This window comes from Xanthomonas sp. F10, assembly GCF_014206815.1.
GTDB lineage: Bacteria > Pseudomonadota > Gammaproteobacteria > Xanthomonadales > Xanthomonadaceae > Xanthomonas_A > Xanthomonas_A indica.
On the sequence record NZ_JACHNP010000001.1, the window covers coordinates 1,961,026 to 1,982,322 of the forward strand.

19 protein-coding genes, 1 tRNA gene and 1 pseudogene are annotated in these 21,297 nt (G+C 69.6%); 1 reads left to right on the plus strand and 20 read right to left on the minus strand.

Annotated features, from left to right (window positions below):
* Nucleotides 1–3: 3 nt before the first annotated feature.
* From nuoH to tpiA, 11 genes are all read right to left on the minus strand, one after another.
* Entirely contained in the window at nucleotides 4–1,095 is a 1,092-nt protein-coding gene (gene nuoH / locus FHR56_RS08545; RefSeq protein ID WP_160947095.1) for an NADH-quinone oxidoreductase subunit NuoH, read from the minus strand.
* The gene (nuoG, locus tag FHR56_RS08550) at nucleotides 1,092–3,341 is read right to left on the minus strand and encodes an NADH-quinone oxidoreductase subunit NuoG (protein WP_160947096.1); all 2,250 of its coding nucleotides are present in this window, start codon (nucleotides 3,339–3,341) and stop codon (nucleotides 1,092–1,094) included. Before nuoG ends, nuoH begins: the two co-directional genes overlap by 4 nt.
* The gene (gene nuoF, locus FHR56_RS08555) at nucleotides 3,338–4,681 is read right to left on the minus strand and encodes an NADH-quinone oxidoreductase subunit NuoF (RefSeq protein ID WP_019797068.1); all 1,344 of its coding nucleotides are present in this window, start codon (nucleotides 4,679–4,681) and stop codon (nucleotides 3,338–3,340) included. The genes nuoG and nuoF overlap by 4 nt, the downstream gene beginning before the upstream one ends.
* Nucleotides 4,682–4,686: 5 nt before the next feature.
* Nucleotides 4,687–5,214, minus strand: a complete 528-nt coding sequence (gene nuoE / locus FHR56_RS08560) for an NADH-quinone oxidoreductase subunit NuoE (protein WP_010343009.1) — start codon at nucleotides 5,212–5,214, stop codon at nucleotides 4,687–4,689.
* Nucleotides 5,211–6,518 carry an NADH-quinone oxidoreductase subunit D gene (locus FHR56_RS08565; protein WP_160947097.1) on the minus strand — a complete coding sequence of 436 codons (1,308 nt, stop codon included), beginning with the start codon at nucleotides 6,516–6,518 and terminating at the stop codon, nucleotides 5,211–5,213. The genes nuoE and FHR56_RS08565 overlap by 4 nt, the downstream gene beginning before the upstream one ends.
* Complete coding sequence (locus FHR56_RS08570; protein WP_160947098.1) at nucleotides 6,515–7,264, minus strand: NADH-quinone oxidoreductase subunit C; 750 nt, start codon at nucleotides 7,262–7,264, stop codon at nucleotides 6,515–6,517. Before FHR56_RS08570 ends, FHR56_RS08565 begins: the two co-directional genes overlap by 4 nt.
* Nucleotides 7,265–7,297: 33 nt before the next feature.
* Nucleotides 7,298–7,852: an NADH-quinone oxidoreductase subunit B gene (locus FHR56_RS08575; protein WP_010343006.1), complete on the minus strand. Its 555-nt coding sequence runs from the start codon at nucleotides 7,850–7,852 to the stop codon at nucleotides 7,298–7,300.
* Nucleotides 7,843–8,199 carry an NADH-quinone oxidoreductase subunit A gene (locus tag FHR56_RS08580; protein ID WP_160947099.1) on the minus strand — a complete coding sequence of 119 codons (357 nt, stop codon included), beginning with the start codon at nucleotides 8,197–8,199 and terminating at the stop codon, nucleotides 7,843–7,845. Before FHR56_RS08580 ends, FHR56_RS08575 begins: the two co-directional genes overlap by 10 nt.
* A gap of 107 nt (nucleotides 8,200–8,306) precedes the next feature.
* Nucleotides 8,307–8,391, minus strand: a tRNA-Leu gene (locus FHR56_RS08585).
* A 51-nt stretch (nucleotides 8,392–8,442) separates the two neighbouring features.
* Nucleotides 8,443–8,868, minus strand: coding sequence for a preprotein translocase subunit SecG (gene secG / locus FHR56_RS08590; protein ID WP_160947100.1), 426 nt, complete (start codon nucleotides 8,866–8,868; stop codon nucleotides 8,443–8,445).
* 62 nt (nucleotides 8,869–8,930) lie between these two features.
* Entirely contained in the window at nucleotides 8,931–9,692 is a 762-nt protein-coding gene (gene tpiA / locus FHR56_RS08595) for a triose-phosphate isomerase (protein WP_160947101.1), read from the minus strand.
* A gap of 118 nt (nucleotides 9,693–9,810) precedes the next feature.
* Between tpiA and FHR56_RS08600 the strand changes: the two genes are divergently transcribed.
* Nucleotides 9,811–10,611, plus strand: coding sequence for an SDR family NAD(P)-dependent oxidoreductase (locus FHR56_RS08600; RefSeq protein ID WP_160947102.1), 801 nt, complete (start codon nucleotides 9,811–9,813; stop codon nucleotides 10,609–10,611).
* A gap of 107 nt (nucleotides 10,612–10,718) precedes the next feature.
* Here the strand turns inward: FHR56_RS08600 and FHR56_RS08605 are convergent, their stop codons facing one another.
* The 9 genes and pseudogenes from FHR56_RS08605 to trpB form a co-directional block, all read right to left on the minus strand.
* Entirely contained in the window at nucleotides 10,719–11,162 is a 444-nt protein-coding gene (locus FHR56_RS08605) for a group 1 truncated hemoglobin (protein WP_184502470.1), read from the minus strand.
* Between the two features lies 1 nt (nucleotide 11,163).
* Complete coding sequence (locus FHR56_RS08610; RefSeq protein WP_160947104.1) at nucleotides 11,164–12,033, minus strand: DUF3034 family protein; 870 nt, start codon at nucleotides 12,031–12,033, stop codon at nucleotides 11,164–11,166.
* Nucleotides 12,030–14,401 (minus strand): annotated as a pseudogene (locus tag FHR56_RS08615) (EAL domain-containing protein). Before FHR56_RS08615 ends, FHR56_RS08610 begins: the two are co-directional and overlap by 4 nt.
* Nucleotides 14,398–15,033 carry a methylamine utilization protein gene (locus FHR56_RS08620; protein ID WP_160947150.1) on the minus strand — a complete coding sequence of 212 codons (636 nt, stop codon included), beginning with the start codon at nucleotides 15,031–15,033 and terminating at the stop codon, nucleotides 14,398–14,400. Before FHR56_RS08620 ends, FHR56_RS08615 begins: the two are co-directional and overlap by 4 nt.
* A gap of 222 nt (nucleotides 15,034–15,255) precedes the next feature.
* Nucleotides 15,256–16,194 (minus strand): isopenicillin N synthase family oxygenase, encoded by a 939-nt coding sequence (locus FHR56_RS08625; protein ID WP_160947105.1) that lies wholly within the window; start codon nucleotides 16,192–16,194, stop codon nucleotides 15,256–15,258.
* A 117-nt stretch (nucleotides 16,195–16,311) separates the two neighbouring features.
* Entirely contained in the window at nucleotides 16,312–17,655 is a 1,344-nt protein-coding gene (glmM, locus tag FHR56_RS08630; protein WP_160947106.1) for a phosphoglucosamine mutase, read from the minus strand.
* A gap of 160 nt (nucleotides 17,656–17,815) precedes the next feature.
* Nucleotides 17,816–18,703, minus strand: coding sequence for an acetyl-CoA carboxylase, carboxyltransferase subunit beta (accD, locus tag FHR56_RS08635; protein WP_160947107.1), 888 nt, complete (start codon nucleotides 18,701–18,703; stop codon nucleotides 17,816–17,818).
* Nucleotides 18,704–19,038: 335 nt separating this feature from the next.
* Nucleotides 19,039–19,842: a tryptophan synthase subunit alpha gene (gene trpA / locus FHR56_RS08640; RefSeq protein WP_160947108.1), complete on the minus strand. Its 804-nt coding sequence runs from the start codon at nucleotides 19,840–19,842 to the stop codon at nucleotides 19,039–19,041.
* A gap of 147 nt (nucleotides 19,843–19,989) precedes the next feature.
* Nucleotides 19,990–21,207 (minus strand): tryptophan synthase subunit beta, encoded by a 1,218-nt coding sequence (gene trpB / locus FHR56_RS08645; RefSeq protein WP_160947109.1) that lies wholly within the window; start codon nucleotides 21,205–21,207, stop codon nucleotides 19,990–19,992.
* Nucleotides 21,208–21,297: the final 90 nt, after the last annotated feature.

Sequence of the window (21,297 nt, forward strand, 5' to 3'; positions counted from 1 at the left end):
CGCTTACACGCCCTTCTGGATCACGCCGTAGAACACCATCAATGCCGTCACCGCGATCCACACGATCGTCAGCGGGATGAACACCTTCCAGCCCAGGCGCATGATCTGGTCGTAGCGGTAGCGCGGGAAGCTGGCGCGGAACCAGATGTACGCGCTGGCGAAGAACAGCACCTTCATCAGCAGCCACGGCCAGCCGCCGGTCCAGATCCAGTTGACCCACGGCGACACGTCGGCGGTGACCCAACCCTGGATCGGGCTCAGCCAGCCGCCCAGGAAGAAGATCGAGACCAGGAAGCTGACCAGGATCATGTTGGCGTATTCGGCCAGGAAGAACAGCGCGAACGCACCGCCCGAATACTCGACCATGTGGCCGGCGACGATTTCCGACTCGCCTTCGACCACGTCGAACGGCGCGCGGTTGGTCTCGGCCACGCCGGACACCCAGTACACGATGAACAGCGGGAACAGCGGGATCAGGAACCAGTCGAAGAACCCGGAGCTGCCGGCCTGCGCCTGCACGATCGTGCTCAGGTTCAGGCTGCCGGCGGCGATCATCACGCCGACCAGGGCGAAGCCCATCGCGATCTCGTAGCTGACCACCTGCGCCGCCGAGCGCATCGCGCCGAGGAAGGCGTACTTGGAGTTGGACGCCCAGCCGGCCAGGATGATGCCGTACACGCCCAGCGAGGTCATCGCCAGCAGATACAACAGGCCGGCGTTGGCGTTGGACAGCACCAGTTTGGCGTCGAACGGCACCACCGCCCAGGCGGCGAAGGCCGGCGCCAGGGTGATCAACGGCGCGATCACGAACATCGCCTTGTGCGAGCTGCTGGGCTGGATGATTTCCTTGAACAGCAGCTTGAAGACGTCGGCGAAGGCCTGGAAGATGCCCATGCCCACGTACATCGGCCCGTGGCGCACGTGCATCCAGCCGATCAGCTTGCGCTCCCAGACCACGTAGAACGCCACCGCGATGATCACCGGCATGGCGATCACCAGGATCTTCAGCACGATCCACAGGACCACGCCGAGGGCGCCCAGGCCGAGGAACCACTGGTGCAGCGGGTCGACCACGTTCAACAGCATCTCGTTCATGCAGCCACCACCGTCACCCGACCGGCGCCCAGCGGCGCGGTCGCGCCGTGGCCCGTTTCGATCCAGGCCGCGCCCGGCGCGACCCGCTTGTCCGTCGCCAGCGGCAACGTGGCGCTACCCGCCGCGGTGCCGACCTTGACCATCTGCCCGTCGCGCAGGCCCAGCCGCGCCGCTTCGTCCGGATGCAGCGCCACGCCCGGCGCACGGTTCAGCGGATGCTGCTGCAGCGCCTGCGCGCGACGCACCACCGCATCGGTGCGGTAGATCGCCGGGCTAGCGGCCAGTTCCAGGCCCTCGTCCTGGCGTGCCGGCTGCGCCGAGCTCGCCGCGGCGACCTCGCGCGGCTGCAGGCCATCGCGCAGCCCGGCCAGGTCGATGAACGCGAAGCCCTGCAGGCCCAGCTCGCCGCCGAGCGCGCGCAGCACGCGCCAGCCCTCGCGGGCCTCGCCCGGCAGCTTGCCGCCGGCGCGGGTGCGCTGGTCGCTGCCGTTGAGGTTGGTCAGCGTCGCCTCGATTTCCGGCAGCGCGCCGATCGGCAGGATCACGTCGGCCACGTCGCGAGTGGAGGCGCAGGCGAAGTGGCTGAACGCCACCACCTTGGCACCCGCCAGCGCGCTGCGCGCGGCAGCGGCGTCGGCGAAGTCCAGCCCCGGCTCCAGGCCGTACAGCACGTAGGCGCTGCGCGGCTCGGCCAGCATCGCCGCGACGTTGCGGCCGCGCGGCAGCACGCCGTAGCGCGACAGGCCCAGCGCGTTGGCGCCCTGCGGGATGCGGCACAGCGCCGCGCCGGTGGCGGCGGCGAAGTCGCGCGCGGCCGCGCGCAGCGCCGCGGCCTGCGGATGGTTCTCGACCAGCGCGCCGACGATCAGCACCGCACGGCCGGCGCCCTGCACCGCCTCGCGCAGCGCGCCGTCGGCCAGCGCCTCGGCGAACTTCGACGGCGCCACGATCTGGCGGCCGGCCTGGTCGAAGGCCACGTCGAAATCGACCGGGTTGATCGAATACACCTTGGTCTGGCGCTGCATCCGCGCCTTGCGCAGGCGTGCATGCAGCAGCGGCAGTTCATGGCGCAGGTTGCTGCCCAGGATCACCACCACGTCGGCCTGCTCGATCTCCGCAAGCGGCAGCGCGAACGGTTCTGCCAGCGCGGCATCGGAGAAGTCGCGGTTGTACACGCGGTGATCGAGGTTGCCGCTGTCCAGGCCCTCGGCCAGGCGCGCCAGCAGCGCGCCCTCCTCGTTGGAGGTGGACGGATGCGCGAGCACGCCCAGCGCGTCGCCACGGTTGGCCTTGAGGATCTCGCCGGCGGCGGACAGTGCTTCCGCCCACGACACCTCGCGCCACTGCCCGTCGACCTTGCGCATCGGCCGCAGTGCGCGGTCCTCGGCGTACAGGCCCTGGTGCGAATAGCGATCACGGTCGGACAGCCAGCACTCGTTGACCGCCTCGTTGTCGCGCGGCACGGTGCGCAGCACTTCGCCGCGACGCACGTGCAGGAACAGATTCGAACCCATCGCGTCGTGGTAGCCCAGCGACTCGCGCGCCACCAGTTCCCAGGGGCGCGCGCGGAACTGGAACACCTTGTTGGTCAGCGCGCCGACCGGGCACACGTCGACCACGTTGCCGGACAGCTCGGTGGTCAGCGGCTTGCCGTCGTAGGTGCCGATCTGCAGGTTCTCGCCGCGGTACATGCCGCCCAGCTCGTAGGTACCGGCGATGTCCGCGGTGAAGCGCACGCAGCGGGTGCACTGGATGCAGCGGGTCATCTCGGTGGCCACCAGCGGCCCGATGTCCTCGTCCGGCACCACGCGCTTGCGCTCGTTGAAGCGGCTGACCGAGCGGCCATAGCCCAGCGACACGTCCTGCAGTTCGCACTCGCCGCCCTGATCGCAGATCGGGCAGTCCAGCGGATGGTTGATCAGCAGGAATTCCATGACGCTGCGCTGGTACTTCAGCGCCTTGTCGCTGCGGGTCTGCACCTTCATGCCGTCCATGACCGGCGTGGCGCAGGCCGGCGACGGCTTGGGCGACTTCTCGACGTCGACCAGGCACATGCGGCAGTTGGCCGCGATCGGCAGCTTCTCGTGGTAGCAGAAGCGCGGGATCGGGATGCCGGCCTTGTCGGCCGCCTGGATGATCATCGAGCCCTTCGGCACGACCAGCGACTGGCCGTCGATCTCGACGGTCACATGGCCTTCCGGCACGACCGCCGGGGTCGCGCCGGGGTTGTTGGGTTGCGCGCTCATGCGGCGGCTGCCTCCAGCTTCTTGCCGTCAACCATCGAATGACCGTTGACGATGTAGTACTCGAATTCGTCCCAGAACTGGCGCAGGAAGCCCTGGATCGGCCAGGCCGCCGCTTCGCCGAAGGCGCAGATGGTGTGGCCTTCGATCTGCCCGGCGACGGTGCGCAGCTGGTGCAGGTCTTCCATCGTGGCCTTGCCGGCGACGATGCGCTCCAGCACGCGGTGCATCCAGCCGGTGCCTTCGCGGCACGGGGTGCACTGGCCGCAGGACTCCTTGTGGAAGAACTGCGAGATGCGGCAGGCGAACTTCACGCAGCACACGCTGTCGTCGAGCACCACGATCGCGCCCGAGCCCAGGCCGGTGCCCAGCGCACGCAGGGTGTCGTAGTCCATCTGCAGGCCCGCAAGCTGCTCGGCCTTCAGCACCGGCATCGACACGCCGCCCGGGATCGCGCCCTTGAGGGTGCGGCCCGGCTTCAGCCCGCCGGCCATCTCCAGCAGTTCGTCGAAGGTGGTGCCCAGCGGCACTTCGAAGTTGCCGCCCTTCTGCACGCAGCCGGAGACCGAGAAGATCTTCGGGCCGCCGTTCTTGGTCTTGCTCAGGCCCAGGAACCATTCCGGGCCGTTGCGGATGATCGCCGGCACCGAGGCGTAGGTCTCGGTGTTGTTGATCGTCGACGGCTTGCCGTACAGGCCGAAATTGGCCGGGAACGGCGGCTTGTAGCGCGGCTGGCCCTTCTTGCCTTCCAGCGACTCCATCAGCGCGGTCTCTTCGCCGCAGATGTAGGCGCCGGCGCCCAGCGCGCCGTAGATGTCGATGTCGATGCCGCTGCCGAGGATGTCCTTGCCCAGCCAGCCATTGGCGTACGCGTCGGCCAGGGCCTGCTCGAAATGTTCGAACGGCTCGTGGTGGAACTCGCCGCGCAGGTAGTTGTAGCCCACGGTGGAGCCGGTGGCGTAGCAGGCGATGGCCATGCCCTCCACCACCGAGTGCGGGTTGTAGCGCAGGATGTCGCGGTCCTTGCAGGTGCCCGGCTCGGACTCGTCCGAGTTGCACAGGATGTACTTCTGCGGCGCGCCCTTGGGCATGAACGACCACTTCAGGCCGGTCGGAAAGCCGGCGCCGCCACGGCCGCGCAGGTTCGACTGCTTGACCATCTCGATCACCTGCTCCGGCGGGATCTTCTCTTCGAGGATCTTGCGCAGCGCGGCGTAGCCACCGGTCTTCAGGTAGCTCTCGTAGGACCACGGGGTGTCGTAGTGCAGCGTGGTGTACACCACCTGGTGCGGCTGCGGCGCGGGGCCGACCGGACCGGTGGGGGCGTGGGGATGCTGTGCCATTGCCGTTACTCCAACCCGTCCAGCAATTCGTCGACCTTGTCCTTGGTCAGGTGCTCATGGTAGTGGCCGTTGATGACCATCATCGGTGCGCCGGCGCAACCGGCCAGGCACTCTTCCTCGCGCTTGAGGTAGACGCGGCCGTCGGCGGTGGACTGGCCCAGCTTGCAGCCGAGCTTCTTCTCGGCGTGCGCGACCAGGTCTTCGGCGCCGTTGAGCCAGCAGCTGATGTTGGTGCAGAACGCGACGTTGTTGCGGCCGACCTTCTCGGTCTCGAACATCGAGTAGAAGCTGGCGACCTCGTAGGCCCACACCGGCGGCAACTCCAGGTACTTGGCCACGCCGGCGATCAGTTCGTCGGTCAGCCAGCCCTGGTTCTGTTCCTGCGCCGCGTGCAGGCCCTGCAGCACCGCCGAACGCTTGCGGTCCGGCGGGAACTTGCTCAGCCAGTGATCGATGTGCGCGCGCGTCTTGTCGCTCAGCACCACCATCGGATCGACGTCGCGCGCCGCTTCGAAATTACCTGTCGCCTTCATCGGTCGACCTCACCAAACACCAGATCATAGGTACCAATCATCGCCACCACGTCGGCCAGCATGTGGCCGCGCACGATCGCGTCCATCGACGACAGATGGGCGAAGCCCGGCGCGCGCAGGTGCACGCGGAACGGCTTGTTGGCGCCGTCGGACATCAGGTAGCAGCCGAACTCGCCCTTCGGCGCCTCGACCGCGCAATAGGTCTCGCCGGCCGGCACGCAATAGCCTTCGCTGAACAGCTTGAAGTGATGGATCAGCGCTTCCATGTCGTCCTTCATGCCTTCGCGGCTGGGCGGAGCGACCTTGAAATTGGTGACCATGACCGGGCCCGGGTTGGCCTTCAGCCACTTCACGCACTGCTTGATGATGCGGTTGGACTCGCGCATCTCGGCCACGCGCACCAGGTAACGGTCGTAGCAGTCGCCGTTGGTGCCGAGCGGGATGTCGAAATCGACGCTGTCGTACTTGGCGTACGGCTGCTTCTTGCGCAGGTCCCAGGCGATGCCCGAGCCGCGCAGCATGGGACCGGTCATGCCCCAGGCGTAGGCCTGCTCCGGGGTGACCACGCCGATGCCGACGGTGCGCTGCTTCCAGATGCGGTTGTCGGTCAGCAGGGTTTCGTATTCATCGACCCGCCCCGGGAACACGTCGGTGAAGTACTCGATGAAGTCGAGCAACGAACCTTCGCGCGCGGAATTGAGCCGCTTGAGCGCGCCGCCCTTGTGCCAGCGCGACTCCTTGTACTTGGGCATGTGATCCGGCAGATCGCGGTACACGCCGCCCGGACGGTAGTAGGCGGCGTGCATGCGCGCACCCGACACTGCCTCGTAGACGTCCATCAGCTCTTCGCGTTCGCGGAACGCGTACAGCATCACCGCCATCGCGCCCAGGTCGAGCGCGTTGGAACCGACCCACATCAGGTGGTTCAGGATGCGGGTGATCTCGTCGAACATGGTGCGGATGTACTGCGCGCGCTCCGGCGCCTCGATCCCCATCAGGGTCTCGATCGCGCGCACGTAGGCGTGCTCGTTGCACATCATCGACACGTAGTCCAGCCGGTCCATGTACGGCACCGACTGGTTGAACGGCTTGGACTCGGCCAGCTTTTCGGTGCCGCGGTGCAGCAGGCCGATGTGCGGATCGGCACGAACCACGGTCTCGCCGTCCATCTCCAGGATCAGGCGCAACACGCCGTGCGCGGCCGGATGCTGCGGGCCGAAGTTCATCGTGTAGTTGCGGATCTCCTGCTTGGCTTCGGCAGGATTGCTGGCGAACCCGTCGTGCGCCTGGTGGTACTCGCTCACTTGGCGGACTCCTTCTGTGCTTCGCCCGCCGCGGTCTGGTAGCGCGCATCGTGGCGGATCACGCGCGGCACGCCCACGCGCGGCTCCACCGATGTCACCGGCTCGTAGATCACGCGCTTCTTCTCTTCGTCGTAGCGCACTTCGACGTTGCCGATCAGCGGGAAATCCTTGCGGAACGGATGGCCGACGAAGCCGTAGTCGGTGAGGATGCGGCGCAGGTCCGGGTGTCCGGAGAACACCACGCCGAACAGGTCGAACGCCTCGCGCTCGAACCAGTTCGCGCCCGGCCAGATGTCGGTGACCGAGGCCACCACCGGCAGGTCTTCGTTCGGCGCGTAGCAACGCACGCGCAGGCGCTGGTTGTGGCGGTAGGAGATCAGCTGCGCCAGCACCGCGTAGCGCTGCTGCGGGACCGGCATCGGCTGCACGCCGGCGGCGGTCTCGGCGCTGGGGAACTCGCCCCAGGCGAAGCGGCCCATGGCCTTGCCTTCGACGCCACGGCTGAAGCCGTGCGAGGACACGTCCGAGGTATCCCACTCGTCGCTGCCGTGGCCCAGGTAGTCCACGCCGCACAGGTCGGTCAGTTGTTCGAAGCCGAACTCGTCGCGCAGCGCCAGGCAGGTGGCGTGCCAGGCGTCGGCCGGCACTTCCAGGGTGACTTCACCGCGCGGAAGGGCCACGAAGACCTGGCTGCCGGGGAAACGGGCGCCGAGTCGGTCGCTAAAGGAAGATGCTTGCTCTGCCATGGGGGCTTGGCGTGCTCTCTGAGGAAAGAGGAATCAGCGCGCGATGGTCTGGGTTCGCCAGATCTTCTTCTGCAACTGCAGGATGCCGTAGACCAGGGCCTCGGCGGTCGGCGGGCAGCCGGGGACGTAGACGTCCACCGGCACGATGCGGTCGCAACCGCGCACCACCGAATACGAGTAATGGTAGTAGCCGCCGCCGTTGGCGCAGCTGCCCATCGAGATGACCCACTTCGGGTCCGGCATCTGGTCGTAGACCTTGCGCAGCGCCGGGGCCATCTTGTTGACCAGGGTGCCGGCGACGATCATCACGTCGGACTGGCGCGGCGACGGGCGGAACACCACGCCGTAGCGGTCCAGGTCCAGGCGCGCGGCGCCGGCGTGCATCATCTCGACCGCACAGCAGGCCAGGCCGAAGGTCATCGGCCACATCGAGCCGGTGCGCGCCCAGTTCAGCAGCGCATCGACGCTGGTGGTGACGTAACCCTTCTCCAGCAGCGGGTTCTCGCCTTCGGGACGCAGGATGTCGTCCACCCGCCCTTCCGGGATCGGGTTGGTCATCAGGCGATCCAGGGTCTGAATCACTCCCATTCCAGCGCTCCCTTCTTCCACACGTAGACAAAACCGAGGAACACCATGCCGACGAACAGGCCCATGGTGACCAGGGAGCGAGCGCCCAGGTCCATGAACACCTGCGTCCACGGCACGATGAAGATGATTTCCAGATCAAAGACGATGAACTGGATGGCGATCAGGTAGTAGCGCACGTCGAACTTCATGCGCGCGTCCTCGAAGGCCTCGAAGCCGCACTCGTAAGGCGAGAGCTTCTTCAGGTCAGGACGCCGGGGACCGAGGAACCGCCCCACCAGCATCAGCGCGACGCCGATACCGGTGGCCACGATCAGAAACAGCAGGGTCGGCAAATATTCGGCCAGCACTCGCGATTCTCTCTTGCCTGTGCCCGCGCGCGTGCCGCGCAGGCATGGGATAGACGATTCTCCGGACAAGGGCGTGACGCCCCTGCGCAGAAACCGTAGCCAAACAATGGTGCCCAAGAGGGGACTCGAACCCCTACGACCTAAGTCGCTACCACCTCAAGGTAGTGCGTCTACCAATTCCGCCACCTGGGCTTGCGTAAAACCTGCGCGGCAATCCCGCCGCGCAGCATATTGTAACCGTCTTCAGTCTTTCTGCGACGGGGCAGGCGACTTTTCTTGTGCTTTTTCCGGCGCCTGCTGGGCGGCCGGGGCGGCGGCGGGCGCCGCAGGGGCCGCCGACGGCGCCTGCGGGACCTGCAGCTCGCCGGCCGGCGCAGCCGGCGCCGGGGTGGCGGACTGCGACATCACGCCCAGATTGGCGTCGGCCGGACGCGCGCTGTGGCCGGCGTACCAGGCCATGAACAGGCTGATGGCGAAGAACACCACGGCCAGCCACTTGGTCGACTTGGACAGGAAGTTGGACGCGCCACGCGATCCGAACACGGTGCCGGACGCGCCGGCGCCGAACCCGGAACCCGCCGCCGCACCGGCGCCGCGCTGCATCAGGATCAGCGCGATCATCGCGATCGCCACCAGCACGTAGACCACATTGAGGATGACCATCAGCATTTCGAAATCCGTCCGGACAGTACGACTTGGGGGACCAACGGCCGCCATCGGCAGCCATTCGCTCAACAGGCGGCCGCCGCTCGCACGATGGCCAGGAATTCCGCGGCGACCAGCGAGGCGCCGCCCACCAGCCCGCCATCGACATCCGGCTGCGCGAACAGCTCGGCGGCGTTGTCGGGCTTGACGCTGCCGCCATACAGGATCGGCAACGAATCCGCGATTCTAGCATCGCGCGCCGCCACTTCGCCACGGATGAACGCATGCACGGCCTGCGCCTGCGCCGGGCTGGCGGTGCGGCCGGTGCCGATCGCCCAGACCGGCTCGTAGGCCACCACCGCCCGGGCAAAGCCCTCGGCGCCGACCAGGTCCAGCACCGGCGCCAGCTGCGCGGCGATGACCGCCTCGGTGCGCCCGGCCTCGCGCTGTTCCAGGGTCTCGCCCACGCACAGGATCGGGACCAGCCCGGCATGCATGGCGGCGGCGAACTTGCGCGCGACCAGCTCGCTGCTCTCCTGGTGGTACTGGCGGCGCTCCGAATGCCCGACCAGGCCGTAGTCGGCGCCCACGTCGACCAGCATCGCCGCCGACACCTCGCCGGTATAGGCGCCCTTCTCGTTGCTGCTGACGTCCTGCGCGCCGAAGCGCAGCATCCGGTCCTCGAAATTTTCGATCAGGTCGCCCAGATACGGCAGCGGCGGCAGGATCACCACCTCCACGTCGTGACCGGCCTCGTGCAACCCGGCGACGATCTCCCGCACCAGCTCGGCGGCGAAGTGGCGGGTGCCATGCAATTTCCAGTTTCCGGCTACGATCTTGCGTCGCATCGGCGCATCTCCGGCGAAAAAGTGCCGAGAGGATAGCCGATGCGCCGCCAAGGGCAGGTATCGCCGCGCCCCGCCGCCCGTCCCTTCCCCGCCGCCCGCTCCACGCGCAGAGACTGCCATGACCCAGCTTCCCGGCTACGCCCTGATCACCGGCGCCTCCAGCGGCATCGGCCGCGAGATCGCCCGCGAATACGCCCGCCGCGGCGTGCCGCTGATCCTGACCGCGCGCCGCGAGGCACAGCTGCAGGCGCTGGCCGCCGAGCTGCGGCCGCAGGTGCCGGTGGAGGTGCTGGTCGCCGACCTGGCCGACCCGGCGGCGCCGGCCGCGCTGGTGGCGGAACTGGAACGGCGCGGGCTGGCGGTGCGGATCCTGGTCAACAATGCCGGCTACGGCGTGCCCGGTCGCTACATCGCCCAGGACTGGGCGGTGCACGCGGCGTTCCTGCAGGTGATGGTCGGCGCGGTGTGCGAACTGACCTGGCGGCTGTTGCCATCGCTGCGCGCCAGCGGCCACGGCCGCATCCTCAACGTGGCCTCGTTCGCCGCCCTGGTGCCCGGCGCCGACGGCCACACCCTGTACGCGGCGGCGAAGAGCTTCATGCTGCGCTTCAGCGAATCGCTGGCCCTGGAGAACGCCGACCGCGGGGTCGGCGTGTGCGCGCTGTGCCCCGGCTTCACCTGGTCCGAGTTCCACGACGTCACCGGCACCCGCGAACAGATGAACGCCCTGCCGCGCTGGATCTGGCTGCAGACCGCGGCCGTGGCCCGCGCCGGCATCGACGGCGCCGAACGCGGCAAGGTGCGGGTGGTGCCGGGTGCGGTCTACCGCGCCCTGCTCGGCCTGACCGCGCTGTTGCCCAATGCCCTGCTGCTGCGCCTGATGGGACGCGGCTCGCATCGGATCAGGTCGGTGGAATAGCCCGCGACCTGCCGGCCCGGCGAGCGCGGTCCGGATATCGCGCCGCGCAGCGCCGGCAGCGCGCCTGCCAGACCCGACGCGGCATCCTCGGGAATGGGTGACACGCCCTAGGGCTGGTTGACGATATCGCCGTGCAGTGGCGCCAGCCTGGCCAGCAACCGGTTCTGCACGCGGCGCGGGATGCCGCGCTGGTCCATTGCCCACACCAGGTCCTCGACCAGCGCGTTGAAGTCCGCCTCGTGGATCGGCAGATGCTGGTGCGCCTGCTTCATCGGCTTGGCGGTATCGGCGCACGGCCCGTCGCTGAGGTGGCAGAACTTCTGCACCAGGCGCTGGTCCAGCATCACGATGTTGACCCGGGCGAAGTGCTGGACGATGCGCGGGTCGTCGGCGATGCGCGACAGCAGCGTCTCCACCAGCGCCTCGATGCCGGGCTGGCCACCCAGGTCGGCGTACAGCGTGCGCGGCGGCCGCGGGGCGCTGGCGCAGCCGGCCAGCAGCGCGGCCGTCGCCAGCAGGATCGGGATCAGGACGCGCATCGGCCTGGCCATGTCAGAACGCCACCTGCAGGGAGAGATAGGGCCCACGCTGGTCGCGCAGGGTGGCGACGTCGCCGAGGTCGGCCCAGGCGCCGACCACGGACACGCGCTTGTTCGGGAACCATGCCACGAACGCATCCGCCCAGGCGTCCTCGCGGGCGAACCCGAGGTTGTCCGGTTTCTGCCGGTATTCCAGGCCCAGCACCCACGACGGGTCGAGTACCACCGCGACGCTGGCCTCGGCCACCAGCCGGTAGGCATTGCCGCGATCGCCGCCGAACCCGAGCAGTCCGGTCTGGTTGGCGCGGGTGGCGCGCAGGGTGCCGTTGACCAGCAACTGGTAGCCGCCGGCCGCGTCCAGCCACAGCTTGGCGGCGCTGAGATAGACGTCGGTGCCATGGTCGGCACGCGCGCCGACCGCCAACGGCAAGCTGCCGTCGCGCAGCCGCTTGTACTGCACCCCCAGCGCCACCTGCGGCGCGGCGCCGTAGACCAGGTCGCCGCCCAGCCGCAGCTTGGCGCCGACCACATCCTGGCCGAGCGCATGCCAGGGCAGCGCCAGGCGCCGCTGCAACGTGCCCAGGTCCAGGCGCTGCCGCGCCAGCGACAGCTCCAGGCGGTTGCCCAGGGTCAGCGCCGCCCCCTGCACGTCCAGCCGGTAATCGCCGCTGTCCACATGCGTGGCGAACAGCACCACGCCGTCCTGATCGCGCGTGCCGTAGCCGGACAAGGCCGCCCACGGCACGATGCCGCCACCGCCGCTGCCTTCCACGCTGGAGGCGCCGCCGGTGGCCAGCAGCCGCCCCTGCCCGGCCCACGCCAGCCCCGGCAGCAAGGCCGCGACCGCCAGCAGCGCGCGTCGTCGAGATCGGGGTCGGGTCATCGGGGCGTCTCCTCGGTCGGGGCCGGCGTGGCCGCGCCGGCCGCCGCGCGGCGCGCGCACCAGGCCAGCAGCGCCGGCGCATCCAGCGGCGGCGCGTACAGATAGCCCTGCGCCATGTCGCAGCCGTAGCTGCGCAGCAAGGCCTCCGCGGCGGCGTGCTCGACGCCCTCGGCCACCACCTGCAAGCCCATGTGGTGGCCCAGGTCGATGGTACTGCGCACGATCACCGCGTCGTCGCTGCCCGCGGCCAATTGCAACACGAAGCTCTTGTCGATCTTCAGTTCGTGCACCGGCATGCGCTTGAGCTGCGCCAGCGACGAATAGCCGGTGCCGAAGTCGTCGATGGACAGGCGCACGCCGCAGCGGCGCAGCTGCTGCAGCATGTTCAGGGCGTGCTCTACGTCGCGCATCAGCGCGCTTTCGGTCAGTTCCAGGGTCAGCCGCGGCGCGGCCAGGCCGTGCCGCGCCAGGCAGCCGCTGACGAACGCCGGCAGGCCCGGATCGTTGAGGTCCAATGCCGACAGGTTCACCGCCAGGCCCAGATCCAGGCCCTGGCCGCGCCACTGCGCCTGCAGGCGCATCGCCTCGTCGAGCACGAACTGGGTGAGCTGCTGGATCGCGCCGGAGTGCTCGGCCAGCGCAATGAACTCGTCCGGCCCGATCGGGCCGAGCAGCGGATGCTGCCAACGCAGCAACACCTCCACGTGTTCGACCGCGCCGCGCGCCAGGCAGATCTTCGGCTGGAAGCGCAGCGACATCTCGCCGCGCGCGATCGCCTGGCGCAGGTCGCCGGTCAGGCGCAGGCGGCGCAGGTGCTGCTCGTCCTGACCGTCGCGGTACACGGATGCGCCGCCGCCGTGTTGCCGCGCCTGCTGGCGGGCGATATCGGCGCGGCGCAGCAGGGTGTCGGCATCGGCGCCATGCGCGGGAATCAGCGCGATGCCGATGCTGGCGTCGGCCAGGATCCGCGCCTGCGGCAGGCTCAACGGGTGCCGCAGTTGCGCCAGCAGTTCGGCGGCATAGGCCTCCACCGCGGCGGCATCGGTGTGCGCCAGCACCACCATGAACTCGTCGCTGCCGAGCCGTCCGACCCGGTCCGGCGCGCGCACCGCCTGTTCCAGCCGGCGCCCGGTATGGACCAGCACCTGATCGGCGAAATCGTGGCCGAAGCTGTCGTTGAGTTCCTTGAAGCGCTCCAGGTCCAGCACCAGCACCGCGGCGGTGCTGGCATCGGCCTGGCGGGCCTCGACCACGGTCTGCAGGTGTTGCAGCAGCGCCGTGCGATTGGGCAGCCCGGTCAGCGCATCGTGCCGTGCCTGATGCAGGATGTCCTGCTCGCGGCGGGCGATGCGGCGCTGCATGGCGCCGAAGCTGCTGGCCAGCTCGGTGAGTTCGGCGCCGGCGTGCAGCGGCAGCAGCGCCTGGTAGTCGCCGTGCTGGATGCGCCGCGTCGCCGCGACCAGTTGCGCGACCGGACGGCTGACCCCGCGCGCCAGGAAGATCGCCACCACCAGCGCGGCCAGCGTGGCCACGCCGGCCAGGATCAGGATGCGCAGCTTCAGCAGGCGGTACGGCGCGTCGGCGCGGTCCAGCGAGGCCTGCAGCGCGACCATGACCCGGCCGTCGTCGGCCGCCAGCCGCACCCGCAACAGGTAGCGCGCCTGCCCCAGCTGCAGCGGCTGCGCGGCCGCCGGCGCCAGCGGCGTGCGCCGCAGCTGCTGCTGGAACTGCGCGGCGCGCAGCGGATCCAGGGTCGAGGCCAGCACCTGCGGCGCGCCTTGGGTGGTGAAGAAGGTCGCGTCCAGCCCGGTGGTCCCGATGAAGTCCTGGCCGAGCTCGTCGCCGGATTCCCCGCCGATCGCGACCCAGCCGACCCGTTGCGGCGCCAGCACCTGCACCAGCGCCAGACGCATCAGGCGCCGGTCCAGCAGCACGATGCCGACCGCGCTGCCGTTGCGCTGCGCCTGCCGCAGCAGCGGCTGCACCGCACGCAGTTGCTGCGCCTGCGGCAGCGCCGACAGCCCTGCCAGGACTGGCCATCGGCCGACAGCAGCAGGGCGCTGGGCGCGCGCACGCGCGCGGCGTGGTTGCGCAGCGCCGACTGCATGGTCGGCACGTCGCCGCTGGTCACCGCGGCGCGGAAGCCGAAATCGTCGGCGAGCACCGAGGCGGCCTGCAGCAGTTGCTCGTCGCGGCGTTGGTCGATGCGCTGCCACACGCGCTCGCCCGTGCGTAGTTCGTCGTCCAGTTGTGCGGCGACGCTGCGCTGGGTCGCCACGTGCACGGCCAGGAACGTCAGCGCCTGGGCCGCCAGCACCACCAGCACCAGCAGCGCGGCGATGCGGGTGTGCAACCGCCACGGCTTCATCGCGTCGGCGCCGTCTGGCTGCGGCGGAACTTGTCCTGCAGTGCGCGAATGCGCGGATCTTCCGGAACGACCTGCGCCGGTCCGTGCGTGGCCAACTGCACCGCCTGGCGCAGCGGCGCGCGCGCCACCTGCAGCGGCTGCGCGTAGCCGGCGCCGCTCAGGCGCGGATGCCACACCCGCAGTTCGTAGGCGCCGGGCGGCACCTCCAGCCGCACCTGCGCGTCGGCGCCGGTCACCGCGAAGTACGGGGTATCCAGCACCACCACGTAGCCGACCATCCAGTCATGGATGTTGCAGCCCACCGTGACCAGACCCGCTTGCTCGAAGCGCACCGGCTTGGCGGTACTGCCCTGGTACAGCGGCAGTTCGAAGCGCTTGGCCGGCGAGAAGGAATAGACCTGGTGGCGGATCTGGTCGCTGTTGGGAAAGCGCACCCAGCTGCCGGTCTGCACCGCCAGCACCGCAGGCACGAACTGCGAGTTGACCTGATCCATCGTCGCCGTCGCCGAGGCCGGCGCGGCCGGGCGCGCCGGCGCGGTCGCTTGCAGGCTGACCACGGCATCGGCCAGCGGACCGTCGGCGTCGGCCACCAGCACCGTGACCGGGGTGGCCGCGGCCGGCAGCGCCGCCATGGCCAGCACCACTGCGAGCCAGCGGCGGCGGCCCTGCCGCCAGAACGATTCCGTCCGCCTTGTCATCGCACCCTCGCTACGGGCCCGGCTGGCAGCGCCCGGACCTCCCGGACGGCGCGTCGAGGGCGACCTGCAAGCGATATCGGCCGTGAACGGACCCGGCTTGAGGCCGACCCTGCCGCCGGGCGTCCCGGCGGCGGCACGCAGCGTTGCGGGCGCGGCTTACTTCAGCTTGATCTCGCGCAAGCGCTCTTCCAGATAGCCCTGCGCGGTGATCGGCTCGGGATAGCGGCTGGGGTTGTCGGCGCTGACGCAGGACGGCAGCACGTCGATCACGAAATCCGGGTTCGGGTGCAGGAAGAAGGGGACCGAATAGCGCGGCTGGCGCGCCTGCTCGCCCGGCGGGTTGACCACGCGGTGGGTGGTCGAGGGATACACGTGGTTGGTCAGGCGCTGCAGCATGTCGCCGATGTTGACCACGATGGTGTCGGCGTCGGAGGTGAACGGCACCCACTCGCCCTGCTTGGACTTCACTTCCAGGCCGGCGGCGCTGGCGCCGACCAGCAAGGTGATCAGGTTGATGTCCTCGTGGGCACCGGCGCGCACATTGGGGATGTCGTCGGCGGTGATCGGCGGGTAGTGGATCGGGCGCAGGATCGAGTTGCCCGAATCGGTCTTGTCGACGAAGTAGTGCTCGGGCAGGCCGATGTGCAGGGCCAGCGCCGACAGCACGCGCGCGCCGAGCTGGTCCAGCGCCTGGTACAGGCCGTAGCCGTGGGCGCGGAAGCCGGGCACTTCGCTCGGCCACAGGTTCGGCGGCATCACGGCGCGGTACGGGGAGTCGTCGGCGATCTCGCGGCCGATGTGCCAGAACTCCTTCAGGTCGAAGTGCTTGGAGTCCTTGGCGGTCTCCACACCGAAGGCGGTGTAGCCGCGCGCGCCGCCGCTGCCCGGCAGGTGGTACTTGCGCTTGGTCTCCTCGGGCAGGGCGAAGAACGCCTTGAACACGTCGTAGGCGGCGTCGATCTGCACCTGGGCGATGCCGTGGTTGCGGATGCCGGCGAAGCCCCACTCGCGGTAGGCCGCGCCCAGCTCGGCGACGAACGCCTCGCGGTCGGTGTCGAAACGGGTGATGTCGAGGGTGGGAATGCGCGCAGTCATGGCAGGAACCGTCGTCTCGTAAGAGGGAACAAACGCCGCGCTCAGCGCAGCAGGCGGTACAGCAGGTAGAACGTGATCGCCTTGGCGACGATCACGAAGAGGGCAATGGCGATCGACTCACGCCGCGTCACGGACCGCCTCGGCCAGCGCGTCCAGGGTCTGCCGCATCAGCGCGGCATCGTCGGCCTCGACCGTGACCCGCACCACCGGCTCGGTGCCGGAGGCGCGCAGGAAGGCGCGCCCGCGCCCCTGCACCGCCGCCTGCGCCGCGGCTAGCGCCGCCTTGACGGTGTCGGCCTCGAGCGGGCGCACGCCCGGTTGCAGGCGCACGTTGACCGTCTGCTGCGGCACCGTCTGCAGCCCGGCCAGCGCCTGGCGCAAGGTCTGCCGCGAGCGCTTGAGCACTTCCAGCACCTGCAACGCGCTGACGATGGCGTCGCCGGTGGTGGCGCGGTCCAGGCACAGCATGTGCCCGGAGGCCTCGCCGCCGAGCACGCCGCCGTGTTCGACCAGCGCCTGGTGCACGTAGCGGTCGCCGACCTTGGCGCGCAGGAACGGCACCTGCAGCGCGGCCAGCGCCCGCTCCAGGCCATAGTTGGTCATCAGCGTGCCGACCACCGGCCCGTGCAGGCGGCCGCTGGCCTGCCAACCGCAGGCCAGCACGTACAGCAGGCCGTCGCCGTCGACCGGGTTGCCCTGGTCGTCGGCCATCAGCACGCGGTCGCCGTCGCCGTCGAAGGCGATGCCCAGGTGCGCGCCATGCTCGCGCACGTTGGCGGCGAGGTTGTCGATGTGCATCGAGCCGACGCCGGCATTGATGTTGAGCCCGTCCGGCGCCGCACCGATCGCGATCACCTCCGCACCCAGCTCGCGGAACAGCAGTGGTGCGATGTGGTAGGTCGCGCCGTGCGCGCAGTCCAGCACCAGCTTCAGTCCGCGCAGGTCGAAGCCGCGCGGCACGCTGGCCTTGCAGAACTCGATGTAGCGGCCGATCGCCTCGCGCGCGCGCATCGCCTTGCCCAGGCGCTCGGATTCGACCGTGGCGAACGGCGCGTCCAGCGCGGCCTCGATCGCCTGCTCGGTGGCGTCGTCGAGCTTCTCGCCGTGGGCGGAAAAGAACTTGATGCCGTTGTCGTAGTGCGGGTTGTGCGAGGCGCTGATGACGATGCCGGCGTCGGCACCGAGGGTACGGGTCAGGAACGCCACCGCCGGGGTCGGCATCGGCCCGAGCAACTGCACGTTGGCGCCGGCCGCGACCAGCCCGGCCTCCAGCGCCGACTCGAACATGTAGCCGGAGATGCGCGTGTCCTTGCCGATCACCACGGTGGGCCGCGCGGTGCCGCCGGCGACCAGCACGCGGCCCAGCGCGTTGCCCAGGCGCATCACGAAATCGGCGGAAATCGCCCCCTGCCCGACCCGGCCACGGATGCCGTCAGTGCCGAAGTATTTGCGGGCGCTCATGGGGTCGGGACCCGGGACCCGGAACCCGGGACCCGGAAAAAGCTGAAAGCGCGCGCTGCGGGGGAAACACCCACGCTGTTGACGCAATACATCCGTCGCGGGAAACCACGGGACCCGGGTCCCGGGTCCCGGGTCCCGGCTTTATCCCCGGCTCCGGCCTTCACGCCACCTCCGTCTTCGCCGGGGCCGGCTGGCGCATCATCATCGCCAACAGCTCGGACAGGCGGTCGCGCAGTTCGCGGCGGTCGCAGATCTGGTCGATGGCGCCGTGCTCGAGCAGGAACTCCGAGCGCTGGAAGCCTTCCGGCAGGGTCTCGCGCACGGTCTGCTCGATCACGCGCGGGCCGGCGAAGCCGATCAACGCGTACGGCTCGGCGATGTTGATGTCGCCGAGCATGGCGAAGCTGGCCGAGACGCCGCCGGTGGTGGGATGGGTCAGCACCGACACGTACGGCAGGCCGGCCTCGCGCAGGCGGCCGAGCGCGGCCGAGGTCTTGGCCATCTGCATCAGCGAGAACAGGCCTTCCTGCATGCGCGCGCCGCCGCTGGCGGAGAAGCACACGAACGGCGCGCCGATCTTCAGCGCGGTCTCGGCGGCCAGGGCGAAACGCTCACCGACCACCGAGCCCATCGAGCCGCCCATGAAGGCGAAATCGAACGAGGCCGCGACCAGCGGCTGGCCCTTGAGCAGGCCCTGCATCGCCACCAGCGCGTCGTATTCGCCGGTGCTCTTCTGCGAGGCCTTGATGCGCTCGCCGTACTTCTTCTGGTCCTTGAACTTCAGCGCGTCGGTCGGGCCCAGGCGCGCGCCGATCTCGGTCGGCGCGGTGTCGGCGTCGAACAGCGCGGCCAGGCGCGCGCGCGCGCGGATCGCCATGTGGTGGCCGCACTTCGGGCACACCTCCAGGTTCTCTTCCAGCTCCGGCCGGTACAGCACGGCGCTGCAGTTGGGGCACTTCTCCCACAAACCTTCGGGGACGCTGCGCTTCTTGCTGGGCGTGCTGTCGGTGCGAATGCCCGAAGGCATCAATTTGCTGAGCCAACTCATGCGATGTGACGATCCATTGGGCGGCCGCGAGAGCCGCAGAGGGGCGACAGTCTAACTCGGTCCCCCGCTGGCCTGCAGACGGTGGCGCATGGGGCGGCCAGGCCGGCCGGCACCGGCGCGGCCGCTGCCAGGGCAGCTATCGGGGCTCGCCCATTGCGAGACCTGCGGCGCCGCCTCCGCCCTCCCGGGCAGCCAACCATGTTCCATCCCAACGGCCTGCGCGCGCCATCGACCGGCGAGGCGTGGGCCGCACGCACCCGCGCGCCGCGAATGCGGCATCGCCGCAAACGCGAACGCCCGCGCATGGCGGGCGTTCGGCTAGAACCAGGCGTGGCTCAGCCGGCGTCCAGCGCCTGCCGCAGCGGCACCAGGAACGCCAGGGCCGCCTCGCGCGCGGCCTGCGCGCTGGCGGCCTCGGCCAGCGCCGCCACCAGCGCGCTGCCGACCACCACGCCGTCGGCATCGACAGCCATGGCCTTGGCGCTGGCGGCGTCCTTGATGCCGAAGCCGGCCACCACCGGCACCGGGCAGCGCGCGCGCAGCTGGCGCAGGCGATCGCCGGCGGCGCGGGTATCCAGCCGGTCGGCACCGGTCACGCCGGCGAAGCTGACGTAGTACAGGTAGCCGCGCGCCGCATCGCACAACAGGGCGATGCGCGCATCGCTGGTGGTCGGCGAGGCCAGCACGATCAGGTCCAGCCCCGCGTCGGCGAAGATCGCCAGGGTCTCGGCCGATTCCTCCGGCGGCAGGTCGACCAGCAGCACGCCATCCACGCCGGCCGCCACCGCTTCTTCGGCAAAGCGCGCCGTGCCGTGGACCTCCACCGGGTTGAGGTAGCCCATCAGCACCACCGGGGTGTTGGCGTCGTCGCGACGGAACGCACTGACCGTCTCCAGCACGTAGCGCAGGCCGGCGCCACGCGCCAGCGCGCGCTCGGAACTGCGCTGGATGGTCGGGCCATCGGCCATCGGATCGGAGAACGGAACGCCCAGCTCGATCACGTCGGCGCCGGCCTCGACCAGCGCATGCATCGCCGGCACGGTCGCCTCCAGCGACGGATCGCCGGCGGTGAGGAAGGGAATCAGGGCCTTGCGGCGTTGGGAATCGAGTCGGGCAAAGGTGTCGGCGAGGCGGTTCATGTGGGACCTATGCACCCCTCTCCCGCCGGGAGAGGGTTGGGGTGAAAATAAGAGGCGAAGCGGTGCGGCATTTGGTTTACGGAGCTGCGCCCGTACCCGCATCCGGCGCTTCGCGCCACCTTCTCCCGAAGGAGAAGGAAAAAGCCGTTACAGCGTCAGCCCCTCGCGCGCGGCGATGGTGTGCACGTCCTTGTCGCCGCGGCCGGACAGGTTGCACAGCACCAGCGCGTCCTTGGGCAGTTCGCGCGCCAGCTTGATCGACTGCGCCACGGCGTGGCTGGACTCCAGCGCGGCGAGGATGCCCTCGGTATGCGCCAGCAGGTGGAACGCGGCCAGCGCCTCGTCGTCGGTGATGCCCTGGTAGACGGCGCGGCCGCTGTCGGCCAGGAACGCGTGCTCCGGCCCCACGCCCGGGTAGTCCAGGCCGGCGGACACCGAATGGGTTTCGATGATCTGCCCGTCGTCGTCGCAGATCACATAGGTGCGGTTGCCGTGCAGCACGCCGGGACGGCCGGCCGCGATCGAGGCGGCATGGCGGCCGCTGCCGATGCCGTCGCCGGCGGCCTCGGCGCCGTAGATCTTCACCGAGGCGTCGTTGAGGAAGGCATGGAACAGGCCGATGGCGTTGCTGCCGCCGCCGACGCAGGCGCTGATCGCATCCGGCAGGCGACCGTAGTCGGCCAGCATCTGCGCGCGCGCCTCGCGGCCGACGATGGCGTTGAAGTCGCGCACCATGCGCGGATACGGATCGGGGCCGGCGACGGTGCCGATGATGTAGAAGGTGTCCTGCACGTTGGTCACCCAGTCGCGCATCGCCTCGTTGAGCGCGTCCTTGAGCGTGGCCGAGCCGGAGTGCACCGGCACCACCGTGGCGCCGAGCAGCTTCATCCGGTAGACGTTGATCTTCTGCCGCTCGATGTCGGTGGCGCCCATGTACACCACGCACTCCAGGCCCAGCCGCGCGGCCACGGTGGCGCTGGCCACGCCGTGCTGGCCGGCGCCGGTCTCGGCGATGATGCGGGTCTTGCCCATGCGGCTGGCCAGCAGCGCCTGGCCGATGGTGTTGTTGATCTTGTGCGCGCCGGTGTGGTTCAGGTCCTCGCGCTTGAGCAGGATCTGCGCGCCGCCGACTTCGCGGCTGAGCCGCTCGGCGTGGTAGATCGGGCTGGGCCGGCCGACGTAGTGGGTCAGGTCCTTGTCGTAGGCGGCGATGAAGGCCGGATCCTGGCGCGCGGCGTCGTAGGCGGCGGCCAGTTCCTGCAGCGGGCCGATCAGGGTCTCGGCGACGAAACGGCCGCCGTAGCGGCCGAAATGGCCGGCGGCGTCGGGATAGGCATGGAAGTCGCTGACGGGGACAGAGGACATGGCGCAAACCGGAGGGCAACAGGACAGGCCTGCACTTTAGCGCACACGTCGGCGCACAAAAACCGATAAAGTCTGACGCAAATCGTCAGG

Coding starts and splice junctions, on each gene's coding strand:
- FHR56_RS08620 (WP_160947150.1), bottom strand. CDS start 15,033: ATGGCGGCGCTGCCGGCCGCGGCCACCCCGGTCACGGTGCTGGTGGCC.
- nuoF (WP_019797068.1), bottom strand. CDS start 4,681: ATGGCACAGCATCCCCACGCCCCCACCGGTCCGGTCGGCCCCGCGCCG.
- FHR56_RS08600 (WP_160947102.1), top strand. CDS start 9,811: ATGACCCAGCTTCCCGGCTACGCCCTGATCACCGGCGCCTCCAGCGGC.
- secG (WP_160947100.1), bottom strand. CDS start 8,868: ATGCTGATGGTCATCCTCAATGTGGTCTACGTGCTGGTGGCGATCGCG.
- nuoE (WP_010343009.1), bottom strand. CDS start 5,214: ATGAAGGCGACAGGTAATTTCGAAGCGGCGCGCGACGTCGATCCGATG.
- FHR56_RS08605 (WP_184502470.1), bottom strand. CDS start 11,162: ATGGCCAGGCCGATGCGCGTCCTGATCCCGATCCTGCTGGCGACGGCC.
- FHR56_RS08575 (WP_010343006.1), bottom strand. CDS start 7,852: ATGGGAGTGATTCAGACCCTGGATCGCCTGATGACCAACCCGATCCCG.
- FHR56_RS08625 (WP_160947105.1), bottom strand. CDS start 16,194: ATGACTGCGCGCATTCCCACCCTCGACATCACCCGTTTCGACACCGAC.
- tpiA (WP_160947101.1), bottom strand. CDS start 9,692: ATGCGACGCAAGATCGTAGCCGGAAACTGGAAATTGCATGGCACCCGC.
- nuoG (WP_160947096.1), bottom strand. CDS start 3,341: ATGAGCGCGCAACCCAACAACCCCGGCGCGACCCCGGCGGTCGTGCCG.
- nuoH (WP_160947095.1), bottom strand. CDS start 1,095: ATGAACGAGATGCTGTTGAACGTGGTCGACCCGCTGCACCAGTGGTTC.
- FHR56_RS08610 (WP_160947104.1), bottom strand. CDS start 12,033: ATGACCCGACCCCGATCTCGACGACGCGCGCTGCTGGCGGTCGCGGCC.
- trpB (WP_160947109.1), bottom strand. CDS start 21,207: ATGTCCTCTGTCCCCGTCAGCGACTTCCATGCCTATCCCGACGCCGCC.
- FHR56_RS08570 (WP_160947098.1), bottom strand. CDS start 7,264: ATGGCAGAGCAAGCATCTTCCTTTAGCGACCGACTCGGCGCCCGTTTC.
- trpA (WP_160947108.1), bottom strand. CDS start 19,842: ATGAACCGCCTCGCCGACACCTTTGCCCGACTCGATTCCCAACGCCGC.
- accD (WP_160947107.1), bottom strand. CDS start 18,703: ATGAGTTGGCTCAGCAAATTGATGCCTTCGGGCATTCGCACCGACAGC.
- glmM (WP_160947106.1), bottom strand. CDS start 17,655: ATGAGCGCCCGCAAATACTTCGGCACTGACGGCATCCGTGGCCGGGTC.